The organism is Pseudomonas sp. Yb2C2 (genome assembly GCF_052112325.1).
Taxonomy (GTDB): Bacteria; Pseudomonadota; Gammaproteobacteria; order Pseudomonadales; family Pseudomonadaceae; genus Aquipseudomonas; species Aquipseudomonas marginalis.
The window spans coordinates 1-26980 of sequence record NZ_JAVAJK010000016.1; the positions used below are offsets into that span (position 1 = coordinate 1).

General features: G+C 62.0%; 17 protein-coding genes and 2 pseudogenes. 14 read left to right on the forward strand and 5 right to left on the reverse strand.

The features are described from left to right. Nucleotides 1-193 precede the first annotated feature (193 nt). The 3 genes from Q8X51_RS21435 to Q8X51_RS21445 all read right to left on the reverse strand — a co-directional run bounded on the left by Q8X51_RS21435 (nt 194) and on the right by Q8X51_RS21445 (nt 4963). Nucleotides 194-895 (reverse strand): SPOR domain-containing protein, encoded by a 702-nt coding sequence (locus tag Q8X51_RS21435; protein ID WP_027605014.1) that lies wholly within the window; start codon nt 893-895, stop codon nt 194-196. Between the two features lies 1 nt (nt 896). Beyond that, the gene (gene argS / locus Q8X51_RS21440; RefSeq protein WP_407693553.1) at nt 897-2633 is read right to left on the reverse strand and encodes an arginine--tRNA ligase; all 1737 of its coding nucleotides are present in this window, start codon (nt 2631-2633) and stop codon (nt 897-899) included. Nucleotides 2634-2743: 110 nt separating this feature from the next. Then, nucleotides 2744-4963, reverse strand: a complete 2220-nt coding sequence (locus tag Q8X51_RS21445) for a primosomal protein N' (RefSeq protein ID WP_407693554.1) — start codon at nt 4961-4963, stop codon at nt 2744-2746. Between the two features lie 230 nt (nt 4964-5193). Here Q8X51_RS21445 and rpmE point away from each other — a divergent pair, with 230 nt between their 5' ends. The 3 genes from rpmE to Q8X51_RS21460 all read left to right on the forward strand — a co-directional run bounded on the left by rpmE (nt 5194) and on the right by Q8X51_RS21460 (nt 7698). Then, complete coding sequence (gene rpmE, locus Q8X51_RS21450) at nt 5194-5427, forward strand: 50S ribosomal protein L31 (protein ID WP_005784030.1); 234 nt, start codon at nt 5194-5196, stop codon at nt 5425-5427. Between the two features lie 14 nt (nt 5428-5441). Then, complete coding sequence (locus Q8X51_RS21455; RefSeq protein ID WP_407693555.1) at nt 5442-6248, forward strand: thermonuclease family protein; 807 nt, start codon at nt 5442-5444, stop codon at nt 6246-6248. A gap of 181 nt (nt 6249-6429) precedes the next feature. Continuing rightward, a complete protein-coding gene (locus Q8X51_RS21460; protein ID WP_027605010.1) occupies nt 6430-7698 on the forward strand; it encodes a malic enzyme-like NAD(P)-binding protein in 1269 nt (422 codons plus the stop codon). Nucleotides 7699-7834: 136 nt separating this feature from the next. Here Q8X51_RS21460 and Q8X51_RS21465 read toward each other — a convergent pair whose 3' ends face one another. Further along, entirely contained in the window at nt 7835-10294 is a 2460-nt protein-coding gene (locus tag Q8X51_RS21465; protein ID WP_370671260.1) for a penicillin-binding protein 1A, read from the reverse strand. 221 nt (nt 10295-10515) lie between these two features. Here Q8X51_RS21465 and pilM point away from each other — a divergent pair, with 221 nt between their 5' ends. From pilM to Q8X51_RS21520, 11 genes and pseudogenes are all read left to right on the forward strand, one after another. Further along, the gene (gene pilM, locus Q8X51_RS21470) at nt 10516-11172 is read left to right on the forward strand and encodes a type IV pilus biogenesis protein PilM (RefSeq protein WP_065925845.1); all 657 of its coding nucleotides are present in this window, start codon (nt 10516-10518) and stop codon (nt 11170-11172) included. Further along, nucleotides 11169-11720 carry a PilN domain-containing protein gene (locus tag Q8X51_RS21475; protein WP_407693556.1) on the forward strand — a complete coding sequence of 184 codons (552 nt, stop codon included), beginning with the start codon at nt 11169-11171 and terminating at the stop codon, nt 11718-11720. The genes pilM and Q8X51_RS21475 overlap by 4 nt, the downstream gene beginning before the upstream one ends. Beyond that, on the forward strand, nt 11717-12688 hold the full coding sequence (locus Q8X51_RS21480) for a pilus assembly protein PilP (RefSeq protein ID WP_065925711.1): 972 nt from the start codon (nt 11717-11719) through the stop codon (nt 12686-12688). Before Q8X51_RS21475 ends, Q8X51_RS21480 begins: the two co-directional genes overlap by 4 nt. Nucleotides 12689-12826: 138 nt before the next feature. Then, nucleotides 12827-14083, forward strand: a pseudogene (locus Q8X51_RS21485) (type IV pilus secretin PilQ); the annotation flags it as partial. A 4-nt stretch (nt 14084-14087) separates the two neighbouring features. After that, on the forward strand, nt 14088-14606 hold the full coding sequence (gene aroK, locus Q8X51_RS21490) for a shikimate kinase AroK (protein WP_003171222.1): 519 nt from the start codon (nt 14088-14090) through the stop codon (nt 14604-14606). A gap of 125 nt (nt 14607-14731) precedes the next feature. Further along, nucleotides 14732-15832 (forward strand): 3-dehydroquinate synthase, encoded by a 1101-nt coding sequence (aroB, locus tag Q8X51_RS21495; protein WP_407693557.1) that lies wholly within the window; start codon nt 14732-14734, stop codon nt 15830-15832. Nucleotides 15833-15842: 10 nt separating this feature from the next. Next, nucleotides 15843-17387 carry an SPOR domain-containing protein gene (locus Q8X51_RS21500; RefSeq protein ID WP_027605003.1) on the forward strand — a complete coding sequence of 515 codons (1545 nt, stop codon included), beginning with the start codon at nt 15843-15845 and terminating at the stop codon, nt 17385-17387. A 351-nt stretch (nt 17388-17738) separates the two neighbouring features. Further along, complete coding sequence (gene gltB, locus Q8X51_RS21505; RefSeq protein ID WP_065946654.1) at nt 17739-22184, forward strand: glutamate synthase large subunit; 4446 nt, start codon at nt 17739-17741, stop codon at nt 22182-22184. A gap of 32 nt (nt 22185-22216) precedes the next feature. Further along, the gene (locus Q8X51_RS21510) at nt 22217-23635 is read left to right on the forward strand and encodes an FAD-dependent oxidoreductase (protein ID WP_053140574.1); all 1419 of its coding nucleotides are present in this window, start codon (nt 22217-22219) and stop codon (nt 23633-23635) included. A gap of 242 nt (nt 23636-23877) precedes the next feature. Further along, on the forward strand, nt 23878-24945 hold the full coding sequence (gene hemE, locus Q8X51_RS21515) for a uroporphyrinogen decarboxylase (protein WP_065925707.1): 1068 nt from the start codon (nt 23878-23880) through the stop codon (nt 24943-24945). 195 nt (nt 24946-25140) lie between these two features. Beyond that, nucleotides 25141-25635, forward strand: a pseudogene (locus Q8X51_RS21520) (cytochrome b/b6 domain-containing protein); the annotation flags it as partial. Between the two features lie 26 nt (nt 25636-25661). Here Q8X51_RS21520 and Q8X51_RS21525 read toward each other — a convergent pair. Then, nucleotides 25662-26882 carry an MFS transporter gene (locus Q8X51_RS21525; protein ID WP_370671259.1) on the reverse strand — a complete coding sequence of 407 codons (1221 nt, stop codon included), beginning with the start codon at nt 26880-26882 and terminating at the stop codon, nt 25662-25664. Between the last annotated feature and the right edge of the window lie 98 nt (nt 26883-26980).

Consider the following 26980-nt stretch of genomic DNA (forward strand, 5'->3'; position numbering starts at 1 on the left):
GGATTTCAACCGTGGGGGTTTAAGGCGGACGAGTGGTGTTTATCGGTCTGACACACATTTCAGGGCGCTGCAAAACCAAATGTGGGAGGGGGCTTGCTCCCGATGGCGGTAGATCAGTCAATATTTTCGGTGACTGATACACCGCTATCGGGGGCAAGCCCCCTCCCACATTTTGATCGGTGTTGAGTTTGAATCAGCGGCTCTGGCGCTGTTGTAACAACAGGTTGCTAAACCCGGCGCCGGCCAATTGCTTCTGCGCCACGGTCAGCTGTTCGCGGTTGCTGAACGGCCCCACCAGCACGCGATACCAGGTTGCGTCCTTCACCGTGCCGGACTCCACCGTCACCGTCTGGCCCAGCAGAATGATCTGCGCACGCACGCGATCCGCATCCGCCTGCTTCGGGAACGAGCCCGCCTGCAGGAAGAACTTGGTCACCGGCGCGGCCTTGGTTTCGGCAACCGGTGGTGCTGGCGGCGGAGTAATCCCGGCCAACGCCGCCTGGGCCCGCGCCGTGTCGATTTTCGCCGCTTCCGCAGGGGTTACCGGGGTGGTCGGCACTTGCGGCGTCGGCAGGGTTTTCTCCGGCACGGCGTCAGGCGGCACGATGACTTCCGATTCCGGCAGCAGCGTATAGAAATCGTACTTCGGCTTTACCGGTGCCGTCGGGCTCGGCGCAGTCTTGTTGGCTTCAGCCATTTTCGTGGCCTTCTGCTGTTCCTGCTTGACCCGTTTGACGTCATCGCCCTGGCCTGGGTCCAGCTTCATCAGGAACACAATGAACGCGCCGACCGTAAGGCCGATCGCCATCCACAACCAACCCGGGATCGGCTTCTTCGCCGGGGCCTGGTAGCGGCTGGCGCCGCGCTTGGGTGCAGGTTTTTTCTTGGCAGCCAACTTACATACGCTCCAGAGTTTCCAGGCCCAACAGTTCCAGGCCTTGCTTGAGGGTCCGTCCAGCCAGTGCGGCGAGGCGCAGGCGACTTTGCTTCTGGGCTTCGTCGTCGGCGGTGAGGATCGGGCAGTTCTCGTAGAAGCTGGAGAACAACCCGGCGACTTCGTACAGGTAGGTGCACAGGATATGCGGCGTGCCTTTCTCGCCGACGCTGTTCAGCACTTCGCCGAACTGCGCGAGCTTGGCGGCCAGCTCCTGTTCATGGGGCGCGTCCAGCACGATCCGGCCTTCGACTTCGCTGAAGTCCTTGCCCAGCTTTCGGAACACACCGGCCACGCGGGTGTAGGCGTACAGCAGGTACGGCGCGGTGTTGCCCTCGAAGTTGAGCATCAGTTCGAAGTTGAAGCTGTAGTCGCTGGTGCGGTGCTTGGACAGGTCGGCGTATTTCACCGCGCCAATACCCACCACGCGGGCAATATTGCGCAGGTCGGCCTCCGCCAACTCCGGGTTCTTTTCCTTCACCAGGTTGTAGGCGCGGTCCTGGGCTTCGTTGAGCAGGTCGATCAGCTTGACGGTGCCGCCGTCGCGGGTCTTGAATGGGCGGCCATCGGCGCCGTTCATGGTGCCGAAGCCCATGTGCTCCATGTGCATCGGATGGGTGACGAAACCGGCGCGACGTGCCACTTCGAACACCTGTTGGAAGTGCAGGGCCTGGCGCTGGTCGACGAAATACAGCGCACGGTCGGCCTTGAGCACGCCACTACGGTAGCGCACGGCCGCGAGGTCGGTGGTGGCGTAGAGGTAGCCGCCATCGGCCTTGACGATGATCACCGGCAGCGGCTCGCCGTCGGCAGTCTTGAATTCTTCGAGGAACACGCACTGCGCGCCGTTGCTCTCCACCAACAGGCCCTTGGCCTTGAGGTCGTTGACCACGTTGATCAGGTCGTCGTTGTAGGCGCTTTCGCCCATTACATCGGCCATGGTCAGCTTGACGTTGAGCAGTTCGTAGATTTCCTGGCAGTGGGACAGCGAGATCTCGCGGAAGCGGCCCCACAGTTCCAGGCATTCCTTGTCGCCGGCTTGCAGCTTGACCACCAGGCCGCGCGCGCGGTCGGCGAACTCTTCGGATTCGTCGAAACGCTTCTTGGCGGCGCGGTAGAAGTTCTCCAGGTCCGACAGATCGTCGCTGGTGATCGGGTTTTCCTGCAGGTAGGCCATCAGCATGCCGAACTGGGTGCCCCAGTCGCCCACGTGGTTCTGGCGGATCACGGTGTCGCCGAGAAACTCCAGTACCCGGGCCACGCCGTCGCCGATGATGGTTGAGCGCAGGTGACCGACATGCATCTCCTTGGCCAGGTTGGGTGCCGACAGGTCGATGGCCACGCGCTGAGCCGGGCCGGCCTTGCGTACGCCGATCCTGGCGTCGGCCAGTGCCGCATCCAGGCGTGAAGCCAGGGCCTGGGTGTTCTGGAAGAAGTTGATAAAGCCCGGGCCGGCGATTTCGGCCTTGGTAACGCTCTCGTCGGCAGGCAGCGCGGCGATGATTTTTTCCGCCAGGTCGCGCGGTTTCATGCCGGCCGGCTTGGACAGCATCATCGCGATGTTGCTGGCGAAGTCGCCGTGGGTCTTGTCGCGGGTGTTTTCCACCTGGATCGCCGGCGTCAGGCCTTCAGGCAACACACCTTCGTTGACGAGTTGGGTGAGGGCTTGTTGGATCAGCTGGCGAATGGTGTCTTTCATGGTGTTCTCTTTCGACCGCAAGCGGCGGCGCGCGATGCGCAGGTGGAAAAACTGGGCATTATCCGTGGCGAGGGCGGGCTTGCCAACCTTCGCAGGACCTATGGCCAGGCTTAATACAAATCTACCGGGTCTACATCCACCGACCATCGCACCTGGCGGCCACTGGGCATTTGCTCCAGCGCAAGTAACCAGCTACTTAATAGCCGATGCAGCGGTGCGCGGGACGTGGCCTGCAAGAGTAGCTGGGCACGATAACGCCCGGCACGACGCTCCATGGGCGCGGGTACCGGTCCGAGCAGTTCGATGCCGCTCAGCCCCAGCTCGCCGAGCAAGCGTTCGGCGGCGCTGCAGGCTTCATCCAGAAAACCCTCGGCCTGCCCTGGTTTATGGGCTTCGGCGCGCAACAGCGCCAGGTGCGCAAAGGGCGGCAGGCCGGCGGAGCGACGTTCGCTCAGCGCCTGTTCGGCGAAGGCAAAGTAGCCTTGTTCGGTCAGTTGAATCAGCAGCGGATGGTCGGCCAGGTGGGTCTGGATAATCACCTTGCCCGGCTCTTCGGCACGCCCGGCGCGGCCGGCGACCTGCACGATCAACTGCGCCATGCGCTCGCTGGCGCGGAAGTCGCCGGAGAACAGGCCGCCGTCGGCATCCAGGATCGACACCAGGGTCACCCGTGGGAAGTGGTGCCCTTTGGCGAGCATCTGTGTACCCACGAGGATGCACGGCTGGCCCTTCTGGATGGTGGCGAACAGTTGGTTCATCGCGTCCTTGCGCGAGGTGCTGTCGCGGTCGACCCGCAAAACCGGGTAGTCCGGGAACAGAATCCCCAGGCGCTCCTCGGCGCGCTCGGTGCCTGCACCCACCGGGCGCAGGTCGACCTTGCCGCACTGCGGGCAATGGCGCGGTACACGTTCCACATGGCCGCAATGGTGGCAACGTAGTTCGCCATGGCGCTGGTGCACGGTCATGCGCGCATCGCAACGCTCGCACTCGGACATCCAGCCGCAGTCATGGCACAGCAGCGTCGGTGCAAAGCCTCGGCGGTTGAGAAACACCAAGACCTGCTGGCCGGCCGCCAGGGTCTGGCCGATGGCTTGTTGCATCGGCCCGGAAATGCCGCTGTCCAGCGGCCGGCTTTTTACGTCCAGGCGCAGGAAACGGGGTTGCTTGGCGCCGCCGGCGCGCTCGTTCAGGCGCAGCAGCCCGTAACGACCGGTATAGGCATTGTGCAGGCTTTCCAGGGAGGGTGTGGCCGAGCCCAGCACAATCGGGATGTCTTCCTGGCGTGCGCGCACCAGCGCCAGGTCGCGGGCGTGGTAGCGCAGGCCTTCCTGTTGCTTATAGGAGCCGTCGTGTTCCTCGTCGATGATGATCAGCCCGGGGTTTTTCATCGGCGTGAACAGCGCCGAGCGGGTGCCGATAATAATGTCGGCTTCGCCATCCCGCGCCGCCAGCCACGACTCCAGGCGCTCACGGTCATTGACCGCCGAGTGCACCAGGGCGATGCGCGCATTGAAACGCTGTTCGAAGCGCGCCAGGGTCTGCGGGCCCAGGTTGATCTCGGGGATCAGCACCAGTGCCTGTTTGCCGGCCTGCAGGGTTTCGCGGATCAGCTGCAAATAGACTTCGGTCTTGCCGCTGCCGGTGACGCCCGCCAGCAGGAACGCATGGAAGCTGTCGAAACCTGCGCGAATCGCTTCATAGGCGGCGCGTTGTTCAGGGTTCAGCGGCAGTTCGGGCTGGGCCAGCCAGTGTTCGTGGCGCGGGTCGGGGGCGTGCCTGCGGATTTCCACCTGCACCAAGCCCTTGGCCAGCAACAGGTCGAGGCTGTCCTTGCTCAGCATCAGCTTGCTCAATAGCTGATGGGCGACGCCATGGGGGTGCTGGGCCAGGGTTGCCAGAGCTTCACGCTGGCGCGGGGCGCGGGCGATGCGTGGGTCGTCGAGGCGTGCGCCGGGCACCGTCGACCAGAAGCGTTCCTGGCGCGTTTCGGCCAGTTCACCCTGGCGCAACAGCACCGGCAGTGCCCAGCTCAACGTGTCACCGAGGCTGTGCTGGTAATACTGGGCGGTCCACAGGCACAGCTTGAACAGCGCGGGCGGCAACGGCGGCGTGGCATCGAGCATGGCGATGGCCGGCTTGAGCTTCTCGGCCGGCACTTCACTGTGGTCGGCGACTTCCACCAGGATGCCGATCATCTCTCGACGGCCAAACGGCACGCGCACGCGCATGCCCGGCTGCAACTGCGCACGCAGCACACCGGCCGGGGCCCGGTAGTCGAACAGGCGGCGCAGGGGCGAGGGCAGGGCTAGGCGCAAAATGGCGTCGGGCACGCGAGAGGTCTCATCTATAAAGGCAGGCGGTGGCGCAGGGGCGGGAGCCTAGCAGACCGGGGGAGGCTTGGGGTAGCCGCCAGTTTTCTGATGAAAGGTGCTTTTATGTTGACACGCGATGGGTGTCGCCGCTTGCGCGTTTAAAAAGGTCTGGTAGAATCCGCGGCCTAATTACGTGCGGTATTCGACAATAGTGTCGAGTGGCGGCACGCTAGCCCGAGGAAGTCACCATGAAAGCCGATATCCATCCAGCGTACGAAACCATCGAAGTGACCTGCAGCTGCGGCAACAAGTTCGAAACTCGCTCGAACCTGTGCAAGCCACTGGGTACTGACGTATGCAACGAGTGCCACCCGTTCTACACCGGTAAGCAGAAAACTCTGGACACCGGCGGCCGTGTACAGCGCTTCGCAGATCGCTTTGGTGCTTTCGGCAAGAAGCCTGCTGCTACTCCAGCAGAGTAAGGCTCAAAAGCCTTATGGGCTTTTGCCAGCTGTTGAAAAAGGCGTCCCTTGCGGGCGCCTTTTTTGTGCCTGTAATTTGGGTGACGGCCGTGCAGGCCGAGGTATTCTGCCCGGCGCCGACGGCCCTGGCCCGCGTGGAAGTGCAGCGGGTGGTGGATGGCGACACGGTGCGCCTCAAGGATGGCCGCAGTGTGCGGATGATCGGTATCAATGCCCCGGAAACAGGCAAGAAGGGGCGCGCCGACGAGCCTTTCGCGGTCGCCGCGCGTCAACGCCTGCAGGCATTGGTGGGTGCCAGCGGTGGTCGTGTCGGCCTGGTGCCGGGGCGTGAGCGCAAGGATCATTACGGTCGCACCCTGGCCCACCTCTATGGTGCCGACGGCGAGAACCTGGAGGCGCAACTGTTGGCCGAGGGCCTGGGGTTCCAGGTTGGCGTGGCGTCGAATGTCGATCTCGTCGCCTGTCAGCAGGCGGCTGAAAACAGCGCCCGTAGCGCGCGCCTGGGCCTGTGGCGCCAATCGCCGGTACAGTCTGTGGCGCAGCTCAAGCGCTCCGGGTTTGCCGTGGTCAGTGGCCGGGTCAGCCAGGTAAAGCGCAATCGCGGCGGTATCTGGATTGAAATGCAGGGATCATTGGTATTACGTGTCTCGCCTGCTCTGGTCAGTCAATTCGACGCTGTCGGGCTCAATGGTCTGCAAGGCCGCACTGTTGAGGCGCGGGGCTGGGTACAGGATCGCTCGCGACGTGGCGGGCTGAAAAAAGGTCAGGCGCGCTGGCTTCTGCCGTTGACCGATCCAAGCATGCTCAAATCGACGCACTGAGAAAAAATTGTAGACATTTTTTAAGTCGATTGTGAACAGTTGAGCCCTTGTATCCCGTGGCTCTTGGCCGAAAGTCTTAGTGCAGGGCCCTTGACACCTGTGACTGCCCAGTCTTGTAGGGACTTTACGACACGAGTATCCTCGGCGGTCCGTCGACCAACAGTAAAAGCGGAATGCCGATATGTCTGATTTGAAAACTGCCGCTCTCGAATATCATGCCCATCCTCGTCCAGGAAAGCTGAGTGTAGAGCTCACCAAAGCCACCGCCACCGCCCGCGACCTTTCGCTGGCCTACAGCCCTGGCGTGGCCGAGCCCGTACGTGAAATCGCCCGCGACCCCGAACTGGCGTACAAGTACACCGGCAAAGGCAACCTGGTTGCAGTGATTTCCGATGGCACCGCGATTCTCGGCCTGGGTAACCTCGGCCCACTGGCCTCCAAGCCAGTCATGGAAGGTAAGGGCGTGCTGTTCAAGCGCTTCGCCGGCATCGACGTTTTCGATATCGAAGTCGATTCCGAGAGCCCGCAGGCTTTCATCGACACGGTCAAGCGCATCTCCATCACCTTCGGTGGCATCAACCTGGAAGACATCAAGGCACCTGAGTGCTTCGAGATCGAAAAGGCCCTGATCGAGCAGTGCGACATTCCGGTATTCCACGATGACCAGCACGGCACCGCGATCGTCACCGCGGCCGGCATGATCAACGCCCTGGAAATCGCCGGCAAGACCCTGGCTGACGCCAAGATCGTCTGCCTGGGCGCCGGCGCTGCGGCCATCTCCTGCATGAAGCTGATCGTCAGCATGGGCGCCAAGCTGGAAAACATCTATATGGTCGACAGCAAGGGCGTGATCCAGTCCGAGCGTACCGACCTGAACCAGTACAAGGCGATGTTTGCCCACCCGTCCTCCAAGCGTACCCTGGCTGACGCCCTGAACGGTGCCGACGTGTTCGTCGGCCTGTCCGGCCCGAACCTGCTGAGCGCTGAAGGCCTGAAGTCCATGGCGGCCAACCCGATCGTGTTCGCCTGCTCCAACCCTGATCCGGAAATCGCCCCGGAACTGGCCCACGCCACCCGCGACGACGTGATCATGGCCACCGGTCGTTCGGACTACCCGAACCAGGTCAACAACGTATTGGGCTTCCCGTTCATCTTCCGTGGTGCCCTGGACGTTCGCGCCAAGCGCATCAACGAAGAGATGAAAGTGGCTGCCGCCAACGCCCTGCGTGAACTGGCCAAGCTGCCGGTGCCTCAGGATGTGTGCGACGCCTACGGTGGCGCCAAGCTGGAATTCGGTCGTGAGTACATCATCCCGAAACCAATGGATAAGCGCCTGATCACCCTGATCTCCGATGCCGTGGCCAAGGCCGCGATCGAGACCGGTGTGGCCACCCTGCCGTATCCGAAAAACTACCCGCTGCAAAGCGTGGATGATGTGTTCAACGGCTAAGCCGTAGACCCATAAAAAAACCCGGCTCAGAACGCCGGGTTTTTTTATGGGGAAGTTTCAAGCTGCAAGCGGCAAGTTCAAGAGCGGCACATCGCAGTTCTTAACTTGCCGCTTGTAGCTGACAGCTTGCCGCTCTCTAAAAGAGATCGATCGGCGCCGCCTCATCCGCCGGCAGCGGGCTGCCCGGTACGATGCCGTTGCCCAGCTCATTGACCGACGGCGGCGTGTCTTCGCTCTTGAACAGTTCGAAGTACGCATTCGGCGTGCTCGGCGAGGCCGCACGGCCACTGATCGGGTCGATCCGCAGGCTGAGGATGCCTTCCGGCTCCGGTTGGGTGTGCAGCGGCTTGTCTTTCAGGGCGGCGCCCATGTAGCTCATCCAGATCGGCAGCGCGACGGTGCCGCCGAACTCGCGGCGGCCAAGGCTTTCCGGCTGGTCGTAGCCGGTCCACACGGTGGTCACGTAGTCGGCGTTATAGCCGGAGAACCAGGCGTCCTTGGATTCGTTGGTGGTACCAGTCTTGCCCGCGATATCTGCGCGGCCCAAGGCCAGGGCGCGACGGCCGGTACCCTTCTTGATTACGTCTTCGAGGATGCTGTTGAGGATATAGGTGGTACGGCCATCCACAATGCGCTCGGCCACGGCGGGTGCCTGCGGTTCGGTTGCAGCGGGGGTGGTGGCTGGCGCGGTTCCTGGGGTCGGCTCGATGGTGATGCCGCCATTGCCTGGCGCCGCCAGGCCATCCGTCGCAGCGATGCCGTTGACCACATCACCCGGCACACGTGGTGGGTTGGCGGTGAACAGGGTGTCGCCGTTGCGGCTTTCGATCTTGTCGATCAGGTACGGCGCGATCTTGTAGCCGCCGTTGGCAAAGGTGCTCCAGCCAGTGGCGATTTCCATCGGCGTGAGGGTCGCGGTACCCAAGGCCAGGGACAGGTTCGGCGGCAGGTCCGACTTGTTGAAGCCAAAGCGCGTGATGTAGTCGATGGTCTTGCCTACACCCATCGCCTGAAGCAAGCGGATCGACACCAGGTTGCGCGACTTGTACAGCGCCTCGCGGATACGGATCGGGCCGAGGAAGGTGTTGGTGTCGTTCTTGGGGCGCCAGACTTTGTCCAGGTACTCGTCGACGAACACGATGGGTGCATCGTTGACCAGGCTGGCGGCGGTGTAGCCGTTATCCAGGGCGGCGCTGTAGATGAACGGCTTGAAGCTCGAGCCTGGCTGGCGCTTGGCCTGGGTGGCCCGGTTGTAGTTGCTCTGCTCGAACGCGAAGCCACCCACCAGGGCGCGGATTGCACCGTTCTGCGGGTCCAGCGATACCAGTGCGCCCTGGGCCAGCGGCACCTGGCTGAATTTCAGGCTGTCGTCCTTCTGGCGTTGCACGCGGATCAGGTCACCCACTTGCGCGACATCCGACGGTTGCTTCGGCATCGGGCCCATGCTGTTGGTGTTCAGGAACGGGCGTGCCCATTTCATGCTGTCCCAGGCCACGTGGGCTTCGCCGGTGCGGGTCAGTACCTGCACGCCATCTTTCTTCACCTGGGTGACGATGGCCGGTTCCAGGCCGCTGATCGCACGCTGTTTGCCCAGCTCGGCCGTCCAGGCGCTCAGGGTCTTGCCTGGCAGGCGCGACTCAGGGCCTCGGTAGCCGTGGCGCTGGTCGTAGGTGATCAGGCCGGAATGCACGGAGTCATTGGCGATGTCCTGCAAGTCGCTCGGAACCGTCGTGGTCACGCGGAAGCCTTCGGTGTAGGCCTCGCTGCCGTAACGACCGACCATCTCCGCACGCGCCATTTCAGCGATATACGGGGCATTCACCTCCGGCGTCGGCACGTGGTAGCTGGCGTTCAACGGCTCGGCCACCGCACTTTCATAGGCGGCCTGGTCGATCTTGCCCAGCTTGTACATGCGCCCCAGGATCCAGTCGCGGCGCTCTTTGCTGCGCGCCGGGTTGGCCAGGGGGTTGAAGCGCGAAGGGGCCTTGGGCAGGCCGGCAATCATGGCCATCTGCGCCAGGCTGGCGTCACGAATCGACTTGCCGTAGTAGACCTGCGAGGCCGCCTCGATCCCGTAGGCACGGTTGCCCAGGTAGATCTTGTTGACGTACAGCTCGAGGATCTCGTCCTTGGTCAGCTGACGTTCGATCTGCAATGCCAGCAGGATTTCAGTGGCTTTGCGCGAAAAACTGCGCTCGCTGGTGAGGAAGAAGTTCTTCGCCACCTGCATGGTGATGGTGCTGCCGCCGGATTGAATGTGTCCGCTTTTTACCAGTTGTGTGGCCGCACGCACCAGGCTGCTGGGGTCGACGCCATAGTGGTTGGCAAAATTATCGTCTTCGGCCGACAGCAATGCGCTGATGAAATTAGGTGGAATGTCGGCAAAACGGATCGGTGTGCGGCGCATTTCGCCGAACTCCGCGATCAGCTTTTCATCGCTGCTGTAGACCCGCAAAGGAATCTGCAACTGGATACTTCTGAGGGCCTCTACGGAGGGTAAACCCGGACTAAGGTAGAGGTAGGCCCCGCTGAGTACGAGCAGCAGCCCGCAGACGATCGCGACAATGGAGTACCCGAAAAACTTCAGCAGACGGATCAAGGCTTTTGGATTTCCAGAGAAAAGAATGGGTTACGCGTCGGGGCATGCATGGCAAACGATGGATCGACCCGAGCTGCAGATAAAAAGCGGGGAAAAACGCTGGGCATTAAAGCATTTTTCGCCTTGGGGCGTCATTCGCGCCGGCTCAACAAGTCGACCGAATGCAGGGCTTCCGGCGGCAATCAGGCGTTAAGACAGGCAAAGCTTTGGGGAGTTTTATGGGAAAGGGATTTTTCAGGCGCAAAGTCGACACCGTCCTTGGCGTCGACATCAATGAGGCAGGGATCAAGTTGGTAGAGCTGAGCTGTTCAGCCAACCGTTACACCGTGCAGGGCTACGCCACACAGGCGCTGCCGGCCCAGGCGGTAGTCGACGGCGTCTGGCTGGACCTGGAAGGCATAGGCCATGCGCTGTACATGGCGCTCTCCCGGCTGCGCACGTCAGCCAGGCAGGCGGCAGTCGCCGTTTCCGGTCCTTCGGTCATTACACGGGTCATCGAAATGCAGGCGGGGCTTGGCGACGACGAAATGGCCCGGAGGATCCAGGTGGAGGCAGAGCAATACATTCCCTACCCACTGGACGAGGTGGCGCTGGACTTTCAGGTCCAGGGGCCGTCGACGCAGGATTCCGCGCAGGTCGAGGTGTTGCTGGCGGCGTGTCTGAAGGAGCACGTCGAGGTTCGTGAAGCCGTGTTGGCCCTGGCGGGGCTGGTGCCCAGGGTGGTGGATGTCGAAGGGTTTGCATTGGCGCGCGCTTGCCGTCAGGATTTCGCCAGCTTCACGCCGGGTCATCGAGTCGATGGTGCCCAGTGGATCGTGGATGCCCCTGGGATGGGAGTCGCTTGCGGGTTGGCCCTGAGGAGTTTCGCTGGATGACACGAATCAATCTTTTGCCTTGGCGCCAGGCGCTGGTTGAGCGGCGGCGTAAATATTTCCTGATACTGCTGGTGGCGTTTGCCTGTGTGGCGCTCGCGACGGTGTGGCTGGCGGACCAGGTGATCGACCACGCGATCGACCGGCAGGTGACGCGAAACGATCATGTGCGCAAGGACGTCGGCGTCCTGGACTCGCGTATCGAGACCATTGATGACCTCCAGGTGCAAAGCCAGCAACTGGCAGAGCGGATGAAAGTCGTGCAGGACCTGCACGATAATCGCTCCGCCGGTGCACAGCTGCTGGATCAGTTGGCCCGTGCGGTGCCCGACGGTGTGCATTTGCATGAGGTCGTGGCGAAAGGCGATACGGTGAGTATCAGCGGCAGTGCTGAATCCAGCCAGGATATTGCCCAACTGATGCGTCGCCTGGAGGCATCCGAAGGCGCTCACGCCACTCGCCTGCAGCATGTACGAACCGAAGGCGCTCGCGGCAACACTGAATTCCAGTTGATGGTGGGCCAGGGAGAGTCTTCCGAGGCCCAGCCATGAGCCGGTCCTGGCTCGAATTTTCCGCGCTGACTCACAATGCTGCCAAATGGCCCTTACCTGGCAGGATCTTGCTGGGCTGCGCGCTGGCCGGCGTAGTGATGCTGTTGGGCGACCTTGTGTACCTCAGCCCGTCGCGGGAGCGCTTGCGCGAGGTCGAGGTGCAGGAAGTGGGCTTGCAGCAGCAACTCGCGGAAAAGGCCGTCCTGGCTGCCGATCTTGAAGAGCGGGCTCGCCAGGTCCAGCTTATGCAGGAGAAGGTCGGCAGGCTTTTGCAGCAAATGCCCGAAGAGTCCGAAATGCCCGGCTTTCTTGAGGACATCGCCAGGATGGCGCTGGCCAACGGTTTGGTGATTGAGAGCGTCACTCCGCTGGATAAGCTGTCTAGGCCGTTCTATCACGAACAGCCCGTTCGCATCGGCGCCACCGGTACCTATCACGACCTGGCGACGTTTGTGAGTGCCCTGGGCGGCCTTTCGCGAATCGCCACGGCGCACGATATTGCCATGCGACGTGACGGCAAACTGCTGCACCTTGATCTGCTGGCCAAGACTTATTGGCATGAGCGACAAGGCATCAAGCGGGACGCGGCTGTCATGCAAAGGCAACCCTTTGTATACGGTGCTTCTGGTATTCGCGATCCGTTCCAGCCCATTGCCCTGCAAGTCGACCGCGCGCCAGGGCGGACGGCCGCTGCGCCGGACCTCGCTCGCCCGCGGGAAGCCTTGGAAGGCCACCCAGTGGATCAGTTCGAGATGGTCGGCACGTTGTCCCGTGGGGCGCAGACCTTCGCCTTGCTGCGCCAGGCCTCAACCGTGCACCGCCTGGCAGTCGGCGACTATCTGGGTCCGGACCATGGTCGAGTTACAGCGATTCATGACGGCCATATCGAACTGGTCGAGTTATTTCCCGATGAACAGGGGGGATGGCTGGAGCGTCCGCGGACCCTCGTGCTAAACGTCAACTCATAACGGAATCAAACAATGAAAAGGACTTTCTCGTCCTTCGGTGTGGCGCTATGGATAGCGTTCACGGCACCGATGGCTGCTGCTGTGCCCAATCGTGTGGACCTGATCCAGCTACCGCCTCCCGGCAGCGCGGGTTCGGGCGCCTATAGCGGTGAAAAGCTGAACCTCAACTTCCAGGACATCGGATTACGTGCTGCCTTGCAGCAAATCGCCGACGTGGCGGGCCTCAATCTGGTGGTCGGCGATGACGTACAGGGCTCTATCACCCTGCGGCTCAAAGGCGTGCCCTGGGATCAGGCGCTGGACCTGGTGCTGCAAACCAAAGGCTTGGATAAACGGATAAAGGCTGGTGTCCTGCTGGTGGCGCCGGCCGAGGAGTTGGCTGCACGGGAACTGCTGGCGCTGGAATCGCGCAAGCAGATGGCTGACCTGGCGCCGCTGCGCCGTGAGCTACTGCAAGTCAACCACGCCAAGGCGGCAGACCTGGCCAAGCTGTTTCAGTCGGTGAGCGGCTTTGAAGGCACGACCGATGAGCGTGGTTCAGTGGCAGTGGATGACCGCACCAATAACATCATTGCCTTCCAGACCGGCGAGCGCCTGGAAGAGTTGCGGCGGATCGTGGCGCAACTGGATGTGCCGGTGCGCCAGGTGATGATCGAAGCGCGTATTGTCGAGGCCAATGTCGACTACGACAAAAGCCTGGGCGCGCGCTGGGGTGGGCGGCTCAATCGCGGGAATTGGGCTGCCGGGGGGATCCAGAAGCCTTTGCCGGACGGTGCCCAGGCGCCGGAAAACGTGCCCGGCTCGCCATTTGTCGACCTGGGTTCACTCACGGGTACCTCGGGCCTGGGCATCGCCTTTATCACCGATAACCTCCTGCTGGACCTGGAACTGACCGCCATGGAGAAAACCGGCAATGGCGAAATCGTCTCGCAGCCCAAGGTGGTCACTTCCGACAAGGAAACCGCGCGCATTCTGAAGGGCACCGAAATTCCCTATCAGGAATCCACCTCTCAAGGTGCTACCTCGGTGTCGTTCAAGGAGGCGTCCCTGTCGTTGGAGGTCACGCCGCAGATCACCCCCGATGACCATGTGATCATGGTGGTCAAGGTCACCAAGGATGAGCCCGACTATCTCAACAAACTCAACGACGTACCGCCGATCAAGAAAAACGAGGTGAATGCCAAGGTGCTGGTCAAGGATGGCGAGACCATCGTCATCGGCGGGGTTTTCTCCAATACCCAAAGCAAAGTGGTAGATAAAGTGCCATTTTTGGGCGATGTGCCGTATCTTGGCCGCCTTTTCCGGCGCGATGTGCTGGCGGAGAAAAAATCCGAGCTGCTGGTATTCCTGACTCCGCGTATTATGAATAACCAGGCGATTGCTGTGAGTCGTTGATTCTGTGCGAAATTTGATTCTTGTAGGACCGATGGGGGCTGGAAAAAGCACCATCGGCCGATTGCTGGCCAAAGAGCTGCGCCTGCCATTCAAAGATTCCGACAAGGAAATTGAATTGCGCACGGGTGCCAATATCCCATGGATCTTCGATAAGGAAGGCGAGCTGGGTTTTCGCGACCGCGAGCAGGCGATGATTGCCGAGCTGTGCGGCTGCGATGGCGTGGTATTGGCCACCGGCGGCGGCGCGGTGATGCGCGATGAAAATCGGCGGGCGCTGCATGCCGGTGGTCGGGTGGTCTATCTGCATGCGTCGGTCGAGCAGCAGGTGGGGCGTACCGCCCGTGATCGCAATCGTCCTTTGCTGCGCACGGCGAACCCGGAAAAAACCTTGCGCGACCTGCTCGCGCTGCGCGATCCGCTGTATCGGGAAATCGCCGATCTGGTGGTGGAAACCGATGAGCGGCCGCCTAGGATGGTGGTTCTCGACATTCTCGAGCGCCTGCAACGGCTGCCACCCCGTTAAAGCCAGGCCCGAAATGCGCTATTCTCGGCGGCGCGCTATCACCCTGCGGGATGTGGCGTAGAGCCATCAAGCAGCGTCAGATCTCGACGTTACCGGTCGTCAATACATCTTCAACGCGGGGACACATGCAGACACTTAAGGTCGATCTAGGCGAGCGCAGCTACCCGATCCATATTGGCGAAGGTCTGCTGGACCAGCCCGAATTGCTGGCCCCGCACATTGCCGGGCGGCAGGTGGCAATCATCTCCAACGAGACGGTCGCGCCGCTGTATCTTGAGCGTCTGAGCCGCAGCCTGGCGGCGTACTCAGTGATCTCCGTGATTCTGCCCGATGGCGAAGCCCACAAGAACTGGGAAACCCTGCAACTGATCTTTGATGGCCTGCTGACCGCACGCCATGACCGCCGAACCACCGTGATTGCCCTGGGCGGCGGTGTGATCGGCGACATGGCCGGCTTTGCGGCGGCCTGCTACCAGCGCGGCGTGGACTTTATCCAGGTGCCGACCACCCTGTTGTCCCAGGTCGATTCGTCGGTGGGCGGCAAGACCGGTATCAACCACCCCCTGGGCAAAAATATGGTTGGCGCGTTCTACCAACCCCAGGCCGTGCTGATCGACACCGCGACCCTCAACACCTTGCCACCGCGGGAACTGTCGGCGGGCCTGGCGGAAGTCATCAAGTACGGGTTGATCTGCGACGAACCCTTCCTGGCCTGGCTGGAAGAACATGTGGACGCCCTGCGCGCACTCGACCAGGTTGCGCTCACCGAGGCGATTTCCCGCTCCTGCGCCGCCAAGGCGCTGGTGGTGAATGCCGACGAGCGGGAGTCCGGTGTGCGGGCCACCTTGAACCTGGGCCACACCTTCGGCCATGCGATCGAAACGCACATGGGCTATGGTGTGTGGTTGCATGGGGAGGCCGTAGCGGCTGGCACAGTGATGGCATTGGAAATGTCGCAACGTCTGGGCTGGATCAGCGCCCAGGAGCGGGATCGCGGCATCCGCCTGTTCCTGCGTGCCGGTTTGCCGGTTATCCCGCCGGAAGAGATGACTGAGGCGGACTTCCTCGAACATATGGCGATAGACAAGAAAGTGATCGACGGTCGCCTGCGACTGGTGCTGTTGCGCCATATGGGCGAAGCGGTAGTGACCGACGATTATCCGAAAGAGATTTTACAGGCCACGCTGGGAGCGGATTACCGCGCCCTGGCTCAGCTGAAAGGTTAATAAGATCCCGATGACTAGTTTGCATGCCGACGAGGCGTTCCTCGGCCATTACCAGTTAAGCCACGACCCTTTTGCTCCACGGGTGCCTGGTTTCAAATTTTTCCCGGCCCAGCGCAAGCCGGTGCTGGGGCAACTGCACCATCTCGCGCGCTACAGCCAGTTGCTGCTGGTTGTCACGGGCCCGTTGGGCAGCGGCAAGACCTTGCTGCGCCAGGCCCTGGTGGCCAGTACCAACAAACAGTCCGTACAGAGCGTGGTGGTGTCTGCCCGTGGCGCCGGTGATGCGGCGGGCGTGCTGCGTCAGGTAGCCCAGGCGCTGGATGTGGCCACTGCCGAGCCGAATGCGATCCTCAAGCAGGTGGTGCAACTGGGTCTGACCGGCCAGGAAGTCTACCTGCTGGTGGATGACGCCGAGCAGCTCGACGAGTCCGCCCTGGAAGCGCTGTTGGCGCTGGCGGCGGGCACGCCGGAAGGTCGCCCCCATGTGTTCCTGTTCGGTGAATCGTCGTTGATCGCCGATCTGGAGCAGATCAGCGGTGATCAGGAGCTGTTCCACGTTATCGAACTGCAACCGTACGAAGAGGACGAAACCCGGGAATACCTGGCTCAACGCCTCGAAGGCGCAGGGCAGGGCATCGAACTTTTCTCCGCTGCGCAGATCTCTGATATTCACGAAAGCTCCGACGGCTGGCCTGGCACCATCAACCAGGTCGCCCGCGATGCCATGATCGAAGCCATGATTGCCAGCCGCTCTGCGGTCAAGCGTCCAAAGATGGGGTTCACTATGCCTAAGAAGCACGTATTGGCAATTTCCGCCGTTGTCGTGGTTGCTGTTGCCGCCGCCTGGTTGATTCCGGGTCGCAGCAAGGCGCCGACCACCGCCGGTGCGCCAACCGAACAGGCGCAGTTGCCACTGGGCAAGCCCACGCCGAATGTCGAGTTCGCCAATTCCGGTCAGCCGACCAACCTGCCGATGGTGGGCCAGCCGGTGATGCGTGGCCCGCTCGCGGAAGAAGCCGGTGGTATCTCCGAAGGCGACGACGGTGTGCCGGTGGAAGGCTCCAGCGCCACACCGCCGACCGTGACCACTACTGCGCCACCTGCGGGCGTTCCCGCAGGTACGCCAGCGACCCCTGTGGCGCCAGCCGCCAAGCCGACCCCGGCACCGACCGTTGCCACTGCCAAGCCCGCGGCGCCAGTGGCGAAGCCGGCTCCGGCGCCAGCCGCCAAACCGGCTGAAAAGCCGGCAGCCACCGTCGCCAAGGCCGGCAGCAGTTGGTACAGCAGCCAGCCCACCGGCAACTTCGTCGTGCAGATCCTCGGCACCAGCTCCGAAGCGAACGCCCAGGCGTTCGTGAAAGAGCAGGGCGGCGAATACCGTTATTTCAAGAAAGTGCTCAACGGCAAGCCTCTCTACGTGATCACCTACGGCAGTTTCCCAAGCCGTGCCGCAGCTGATTCCGCCATCAAAGCCTTGCCAGCGAAGGTTCAGGCTGGTAAACCTTGGCCTCGCACTGTCGCCAGCGTTCAACAAGAACTGGCAGCAACTCGCTGAAGATCCGGCGGCCTTACCCAGGCCGCCCTCCCGGCACCTCAAAAAAGATCGCAAGGCGTGCAGCCCCTCCAGGCCGCGCGCTTTGTGGTGTCTGCGTTACAGTAGCTTTTGAGTCGTAGCGGTCAGAATTAAAAAAGTTTTGACTAGCACAGCATATCGCTTTAAACCTTTCATAAATGCGACATAGATTTGCGACATTTCGTCGCTAAATTTGTGAGCGTCTGTGTCGGTGTGTACAATGACCTCCCTTTTGCCCCCGCTAAGCCGGCGTACGTTCGGCGTGGAAGGTAACCGGTTGAATTGAAAAGAAATTTGCCTCGATATAAGAGGCAGCCTGGTGAGAAAGTGTCTATGAAAGCAGGTCTGTACCAACCCGATGAATTCAAGGATAACTGCGGTTTCGGCCTGATAGCCCATATGCAGGGCGAGCCCAGTCATACCCTTTTGCAAACGGCCATCGAGGCCCTGACCTGCATGACCCACCGCGGTGGGATCAACGCCGACGGCAAGACCGGTGACGGTTGCGGCTTGCTGATTCAAAAGCCCGACCAGTTCCTGCGCGCGGTCGCCAAGGAGCATTTCGCGGTCGACCTGCCCAAGCAGTACGCCGTGGGCATGGTATTTTTCAACCAGGACCCGGTCAAAGCCGAAGCCGCTCGCGAGAACATGAACCGCGAGATCATCGCTGCCGGCCTGCAGCTGGTGGGCTGGCGTAAAGTGCCGATCGACACCAGCGTGCTCGGCCGCCTGGCCCTGGAGCGCCTGCCGCAGATCGAACAAGTGTTCATCGCAGGCGACGGCCTGAGCGACCAGGATATGGCGATCAAGCTGTTCACCTCCCGTCGTCGCTCGTCCGTGGCCAACGCCGCCGATGTCGACCACTACATCTGCAGCTTTTCCCACAAGACCATCATTTATAAAGGCCTGATGATGCCGGCGGACTTGACCGCCTTCTATCCAGACCTGAGCGATGAGCGCCTGCAAACCGCCATTTGCGTGTTCCACCAGCGCTTCTCCACCAACACCCTGCCGAAATGGCCGCTGGCCCAGCCATTCCGCTTCCTCGCCCACAACGGCGAGATCAACACCATCACCGGCAACCGCAACTGGGCCGTGGCCCGTCGCACCAAGTTCGCCAACGATTTGATGGACCTGGAAGAGCTCGGCCCACTGGTCAACCGCGTGGGCTCCGACTCCTCCAGCATGGACAACATGCTCGAGCTGATGGTCACCGGCGGCATCGACCTGTTCCGTGGCGTGCGCATGATCATTCCGCCTGCGTGGCAGAACGTCGAGACCATGGACCCGGATCTGCGTGCATTCTACGAGTACAACTCGATGCACATGGAGCCGTGGGACGGCCCGGCCGGCGTGGTCATGACCGACGGTCGCTACGCGGTGTGCCTGCTCGACCGTAACGGTCTGCGCCCGGCCCGCTGGGTCACGACCACCAACGGTTTCATCACCCTGGCGTCGGAAATCGGCGTGTGGAACTACAAGCCGCAAGACGTTATCGCCAAGGGCCGTGTAGGCCCTGGCCAGATCCTCGCCGTGGACACCGAAACCGGCCAGATCCTCGACACCGATGCCATCGACAACCGCTTGAAGTCCCGTCACCCGTACAAGCAATGGCTGCGCAAGAACGCCCTGCGCATCCAGGCGACCATGGAAGACAACGACCACGGTTCGGCGTTCTACGACATCGACCAGCTCAAGCAGTACATGAAGATGTACCAGGTCACGTTCGAAGAGCGCGACCAGGTCCTGCGCCCGCTCGGCGAGCAGGGCTACGAGGCGGTCGGCTCCATGGGCGATGACACGCCGATGGCCGTGCTGTCCCAGCGCGTGCGCACGCCGTATGACTATTTCCGCCAGCAGTTCGCCCAGGTGACCAACCCACCGATCGACCCGCTGCGCGAAGCCATCGTGATGTCCCTGGAAGTGTGCCTCGGTGCCGAGCGCAACATCTTCCAGGAGTCGCCTGAGCACGCCTCCCGCGTGATCCTCAGCTCGCCGGTCGTTTCCCCGGCCAAGTGGCGTTCGCTGATGACCCTGGAGCGGCCGGGTTTCGACCGCCAGATCATCGACCTGAACTACGACGAGAGCCTCGGCCTTGAAGCCGCTGTGCGCAACGTCGCCGACCAGGCCGAAGAAGCCGTGCGCGCCGGGCGTACCCAGATCGTGCTGACCGACCGTCATATCGCTCCAGGCAAATTGCCGATCCACGCGTCTCTGGCCACCGGCGCGGTGCACCACCGCCTGACCGAAAAAGGCCTGCGCTGCGACTCCAACATCCTCGTGGAAACCGCCACCGCCCGCGACCCGCACCACTTTGCGGTGTTGATCGGCTTCGGCGCCTCGGCGGTGTACCCTTTCCTCGCTTATGAAGTGCTGGGTGACCTGATCCGTACCGGTGAAGTACTGGGCGACCTCTACGAGGTGTTCAAGAACTACCGCAAGGGCATCACCAAGGGCCTGCTGAAGATCCTGTCGAAGATGGGCATCTCCACCGTCACCTCCTACCGTGGCGCGCAGCTGTTCGAAGCCATCGGCCTGTCGGAAGAAGTTTGCGAGCTGAGCTTCCGTGGCGTGCCGAGCCGCATCAAGGGTGCGCGTTTCGTCGACATCGAAGCAGAACAGAAAGCCCTGGCCGCCGAAGCCTGGAGCGCGCGCAAGCCGATCCAGCAAGGTGGCCTGCTCAAGTTCGTGCACGGTGGCGAATACCACGCCTACAACCCGGACGTGGTGAGTACCCTGCAAGCCGCCGTGCAGCAGGGCGACTACGCCAAGTTCAAGGAATACACCGCGTTGGTGGATAACCGCCCGGTGTCGATGATCCGCGACCTGTTCAAGGTGAAGACCCTGGATACGCCGCTGGCCATCAGCGAAATCGAACCGCTGGAATCGATCCTCAAGCGCTTCGACTCTGCCGGTATTTCCCTGGGCGCCTTGTCGCCTGAGGCCCACGAAGCCCTGGCCGAAGCCATGAACCGCCTGGGCGCGCGTTCCAACTCCGGTGAAGGCGGTGAAGACCCGGCGCGCTACGGCACCATCAAGAGCTCGAAAATCAAGCAGGTTGCCACTGGCCGTTTCGGTGTGACCCCGGAATACCTGGTCAACGCCGAAGTGCTGCAGATCAAGGTGGCCCAGGGCGCCAAGCCCGGTGAGGGCGGCCAACTGCCGGGCGGCAAGGTCAATGGCCTGATCGCCAAGCTGCGTTATGCGGTACCGGGCGTGACCCTGATCTCGCCACCGCCGCACCACGACATCTACTCGATTGAAGACTTGTCGCAGCTGATTTTCGACCTGAAACAAGTCAATCCGCAGGCCCTGGTCTCGGTGAAACTGGTCGCAGAAGCGGGCGTCGGTACCATCGCCGCCGGCGTGGCCAAGGCCTATGCCGACCTGATCACCATCTCCGGCTACGACGGCGGCACCGGCGCATCGCCGCTGACCTCGATCAAGTACGCCGGCGCACCGTGGGAACTCGGCCTGGCGGAAACCCACCAGACCCTGCGCGGCAACGACCTGCGCGGCAAAGTGCGGGTGCAGACCGACGGCGGCCTGAAGACCGGCCTCGACGTGATCAAGGCCGCCATCCTCGGCGCCGAGAGCTTCGGTTTCGGCACCGCGCCGATGATCGCCCTGGGCTGCAAATACCTGCGCATCTGCCACCTGAACAACTGCGCCACCGGCGTCGCCACTCAGAACGAAAAGCTGCGCAAGGATCACTACATCGGCACCGTCGACATGGTGGTGAACTTCTTCACCTACGTCGCCGAAGAGACCCGTGAGTGGCTGGCCAAGCTCGGCGTACGTTCCCTGGAAGAGCTGATCGGGCGCACCGATCTGCTGGACATCCTCGAAGGCCAGACCGCCAAGCAACAGCACCTGGACCTGACGCCGTTGTTGGGCAGCGATCACATCCCGGCAGACAAGCCACAATTCTGCCAGGTGGATCGCAACCCGCCGTTCGACAAGGGCCTGCTGGCCGAGAAGATGGTCGAAATGGCCGGTTCCTCGATCAACGACGCCAGTGGTGGCGAATTCGCCCTGGATATCTGCAACTGCGACCGTTCCATCGGCGCACGCATCTCCGGCGAAATCGCACGCAAGCATGGCAACCAGGGCATGGCGAAAGCGCCAATCACCTTCCGCTTCAAGGGCACTGCGGGCCAGAGCTTCGGCGTCTGGAACGCCGGCGGCCTGCACATGTACCTGGAAGGCGACGCCAACGACTACGTAGGCAAGGGCATGACCGGCGGCAAGCTGGTCATCGTTCCGCCCAAAGGTAGCGTCTACAAGACCCAGGACAGTGCCATCATCGGCAACACCTGCCTGTACGGTGCCACCGGTGGCAAGCTGTTCGCCGCCGGTACGGCCGGTGAGCGTTTCGCCGTGCGTAACTCCGGTGCCCACACCGTGGTCGAAGGCACTGGCGATCACTGCTGCGAGTACATGACCGGGGGCTTTGTCGCGGTATTGGGCAAGACCGGTTACAACTTCGGTTCGGGCATGACCGGCGGTTTCGCCTACGTGCTCGACCAGGACAACACCTTCGTCGACAAGGTCAACCACGAGTTGGTCGAGATCCAGCGGATCAGCGGCGAAGCCATGGAATCCTACCGGAACCACTTGCAGCACGTGCTGGACGAGTACGTCGAGGAGACCGGCAGCGAATGGGGGCGTAACCTCGCCGAAAACCTCGATGATTACCTGCGTCGTTTCTGGCTGGTCAAGCCCAAGGCTGCCAACCTGAAATCGTTGCTTTCCAGCATCCGTGCCAACCCGCAGTGATATGCGCCTGAAGAGTTTGATGAGGTTTTAACATGGCTGAACGTCTGAATAACGACTTCCAGTTCATCGATGTCGGGCGCAAAGATCCGAAGAAGAAACTGTTGCGTCAACGCAAGAAAGAGTTCGTGGAAATCTACGAGCCCTTCAAACCCCAGCATTCGGCCGATCAGGCCCACCGCTGCCTGGGTTGCGGTAACCCGTATTGCGAATGGAAGTGCCCGGTGCACAACTTCATTCCCAACTGGCTCAAGCTGGTGGCCGAGGGCAACATCCTCGCCGCCGCCGAGCTGTCCCACCAGACCAACACCCTGCCGGAAGTTTGCGGCCGGGTGTGCCCGCAGGACCGCCTGTGCGAGGGTGCCTGCACCCTGAACGACGGCTTCGGCGCGGTGACCATCGGTTCGGTGGAGAAGTACATCACCGATACCGCGTTCGCCATGGGCTGGCGTCCGGACATGTCCAAGGTAAAGCCGACCGGCAAGCGTGTCGCGATCATCGGTGCGGGCCCGGCGGGCCTGGGCTGTGCCGACGTGCTGGTGCGCGGCGGCGTGACCCCGGTGGTGTTCGACAAGAACCCGGAAATCGGCGGCCTGCTGACCTTCGGCATCCCCGAGTTCAAGCTGGAAAAGACCGTGTTGAGCAATCGCCGCGAAGTCTTCACCGGCATGGGCATCGAGTTCCGCCTGAACACGGAGATCGGCAAAGACGTGACCATGGAGCAACTGCTCGAAGAATACGATGCGGTGTTCATGGGCATGGGCACCTACACCTACATGAAGGGCGGCTTTGCCGGTGAGGACCTGCCGGGCGTTTACGACGCGTTGGACTTCCTGATCGCCAACGTCAACCGCAACCTGGGCTTTGAAAAGTCGCCGGAAGATTTCGTCGACATGAAAGGCAAGAAGGTCGTGGTCCTCGGCGGCGGCGACACCGCGATGGACTGCAACCGTACCTCGATCCGCCAGGGCGCCAAGTCGGTGACCTGTGCGTATCGCCGTGACGAAGCCAACATGCCCGGCTCGCGCAAAGAGGTGAAGAACGCCAAGGAAGAAGGCGTGAAATTCCTCTACAACCGCCAGCCGATCGCCATCGTCGGTGAAGACCGCGTCGAAGGCGTGAAGGTGGTCGAGACCCGTCTCGGCGAACCGGACGCCCGTGGCCGCCGCAGCCCCGAGCCGATCCCGGGCTCCGAAGAGATCATCCCGGCCGACGCCGTGGTCATCGCTTTCGGTTTCCGCCCAAGCCCGGCGCCGTGGTTCGAGCAGTTCGAGATCCAGACCGACAGCCAGGGCCGCGTTGTCGCCCCGGAACAAGGCCAGTACAAGCACCAGACCAGCAACCCGAAAATCTTCGCCGGTGGCGACATGGTGCGCGGCTCTGACCTGGTAGTGACGGCGATCTTCGAAGGCCGCAATGCCGCCGAAGGGATCCTGGACTACCTGCAAGTCTGACCCTGATCCCAGGTTGAAATGCGATCAAAATGTGGGAGGGGGCTTGCTGTGGTGAGCGGGCTTGTCCCGCGCCGGGCTGCGAAGCAGCCCCTTTGATCTGCGGTGAACCCGACGGGGGCAAGCCCCCTCACCACAGCTAGCTACCGCGACAAATTGACCCGATAGACAAAAGGCACCGCTCTTGCCGTGCCTTTTGCGTCGCGCTCTGAGAAAATGCCCGCACTTTTTTTGCGGATGCCGACATGACTGCCCTCAAGAACGACCGTTTCCTTCGTGCCCTGCTCAAGCAACCCGTGGACGTCACCCCTGTGTGGATGATGCGCCAGGCCGGTCGCTACCTGCCGGAATACCGCGCCAGTCGCGCCCACGCCGGCGACTTCATGAGCCTGTGCATGAACCCGGAGTTCGCCTGCGAAGTCACGCTGCAGCCACTGGATCGCTACCCGCAACTGGACGCGGCCATCCTCTTCTCCGACATCCTCACCATCCCTGACGCCATGGGCCAAGGCCTGTACTTCGAGACCGGCGAAGGCCCGCGTTTCAAGAAAGTCATCAGCACCCTGGCCGATATCGAAGCCCTGCCGATCCCCGACCCGCACAAAGACCTTGGCTACGTGATGGACGCCGTCAGCACCATCCGCCGCGAGCTGAACGGCCGCGTGCCGCTGATCGGCTTCTCCGGCAGCCCATGGACCCTGGCCACCTATATGGTCGAAGGCGGCTCGTCGAAAGACTTCCGCAAGACCAAGGCCATGCTCTACGACAACCCGCAAGCCATGCACCTGCTGCTGGACAAGCTGGCCCAGTCGGTCACCTCCTACCTCAACGGCCAGATCATGGCCGGTGCGCAAGCCGTGCAGATCTTCGATACCTGGGGCGGCAACCTGTCCGCGGCGGCGTACCAGGAATTCTCCCTGGCCTACATGCGCAAGATCGTCAGCGGCCTGATCCGTGAACACGAAGGCCGCAAAGTGCCGGTCATCCTGTTCACCAAGGGCGGTGGCCTGTGGCTTGAGAGCATCGCCGACGCTGGCGCGGATGCACTTGGCCTGGATTGGACCTGCGATATCGGCGATGCCCGTCGTCGTGTAGGTGACAAGGTCGCGCTGCAAGGCAACATGGACCCGACCGTGCTGTACGCCAAGCCGGAAGCAATCCGCACCGAAGTCGGTCGCATCCTGGCCAGCTACGGCACAGGCAGCGGCCACGTGTTCAACCTCGGCCATGGCATCACTCCGGAAGTGAACCCGGACCATGCGGGTGCGTTCCTGCAGGCCGTGCACGAGCTGTCAGCGCAATACCACCCGTAATATTCCCGCCTGAATCGGATCCCCCTTTGCCTGGCGAAGGGGGATTCGTTGCGTTTCAGCGTTCGTTAAGTCCTGCCTTGGTAGTGTGGGTGCTTTGGGATTTCTCCTACAGCCTCCGGTAACTTGCCTCGGTAAAAATCCTACCCGACTCTTCCTCTCGCCAGTGCATGGCGTTTATTGTCAGGTGATATCAGGATGAACACTTCAGCGTATTCAACGAGCCAGAAACTGCTGCATTGGGTTTCGGCTGTCATTATTGTGTGGGCGTTATTGTCGGGTTTTTTCGTGGCGGTATTCAGCGTGCCCGCCTCGGTCAAGGCGTGGGTGGCGTTCTTCAATGTGTCGCTGACCACTGTCTATATTCCGGTGTTTGTCTTGCGGGTTTATTGTTCCTTTGCCCACGGCCTGGACTTTTCCGTCAAGCGAACACTGCAGGAATACCTGGCGTTGCTGGTTCACAAGGCCATGTACCTGGTGCTCGCCGTGGTGTTGGCGACCGGCGTGCTGATGATGGATCGCCCGATCAATATCTTTAACCTGCTCTCCATCGCCCCTCTCGACAACGACCCGGCCCGCATCGCCCTGTATACCCGTGTGCATGTGCTCTCGTGTGTGGGGTTGCTGCTGATGCTGGTCCTGCATATCGGCGCCGTGGTCATGCATGAGCGCCGAGGCAAGCGGGTGATGGCGCGGATGTTGTTCAAGGCGCCGGTTGTTCAAGGGGCGGTCAGCGGCGGCAACTTCGCCAACTTCAACGCCACCAGCAACGCACCCATCAATAGCGCCACGATAAACGCGCCGATGCCGTTCCATCCGCCGAAGTGCCAGAAGAATCCGCCCGCTGTCCCGGCGATGCTTGAGCCTACGTAATAGCAAAACAGATACAGCGACGACGCCTGCCCCTTGGCTTTCACCGCGCGGCGCCCGATCCAGCTGCTGGCCACCGAGTGGGCGCCAAAGAAGCCGAAGGTGAAGATCAGCATGCCCGGCACCACCAGCCACAGTGGGGTGAACAGGGTCAGGGCCATGCCGGCGAGCATCAGCACGATGGTGGCCCAGAGCACGCGGCGGCGGCCGAGGCGGTCGGCCAGGGAGCCGATTTTCGCCGAGCTGTAGATGCCCGAGAGGTACACCAGCGACAGCAGGCCCACCACGGCCTGGCTCAGGTCATACGGGTCGGCCAGCAGGCGATAGCCGATGTAGTTGAACATCGTCACGAACGCGCCCATCAGCAGGAAGGCTTCAAGGAACAGCCACGGCAGGCCGGCATCCTTGAAATGCATGACGAAGCCATCCACCAGGCTGCGGGGCTTGAGGCTGCTGGCGCGGAAGTTGCGCGATTCGGGGAGAATCTTCCAGAACACCGTGGCGGCAATCAACGCCAGGGCGCCGATGATCAGCATTGCGGTGTGCCAGCTGACGAAGTCGATCAGTACACCGATGATCAGGCGTCCGCTCATGCCCCCGATGGCATTGCCGCCGATGTACAGGCCCATGGCCAGGCCGATGTGCTGGGGGTGGATCTCTTCGCTCAGGTACGTCATCGCCACGGCAGCCAGGCCGCTCAAGGACAGGCCCACCAGCGCACGCATCAGCAAAATCCCTTCCCAGGACGGCATCAAGCCGCTGGCGATGGTCGCCAGCGCTGCGCAAAACAACGCGGCGACCATCACCGGCTTGCGGCCCAGGGTGTCGGAAATCGGCCCGGTAATCAGCAAGCCCAGCGCCAGCATCGCCGTCGCCACTGAGAGGATCAGACTGCTTTGTGCCGCATTGATGGAGAACTCGTGGGACAGCGCCGGCATCATCGGCTGCACGCAATACAGCAGGGCGAACGTGGCGAAGCCGCCGGAGAACAGCGCCAGCACCGTGCGCATGAACATCGGCGTGCCTTTTTCGATGTACGCGTCATTGAGCTGCGCCACCACCTCATCCAGGGCGGTGGGCGGGACTTCTTGGGCGAATGGAGCGACAGCAGATTTCACGGAGACCTCGGGGAGGAAAAGCCTGCCAAGACTGGCAATGCAAAAAAGAA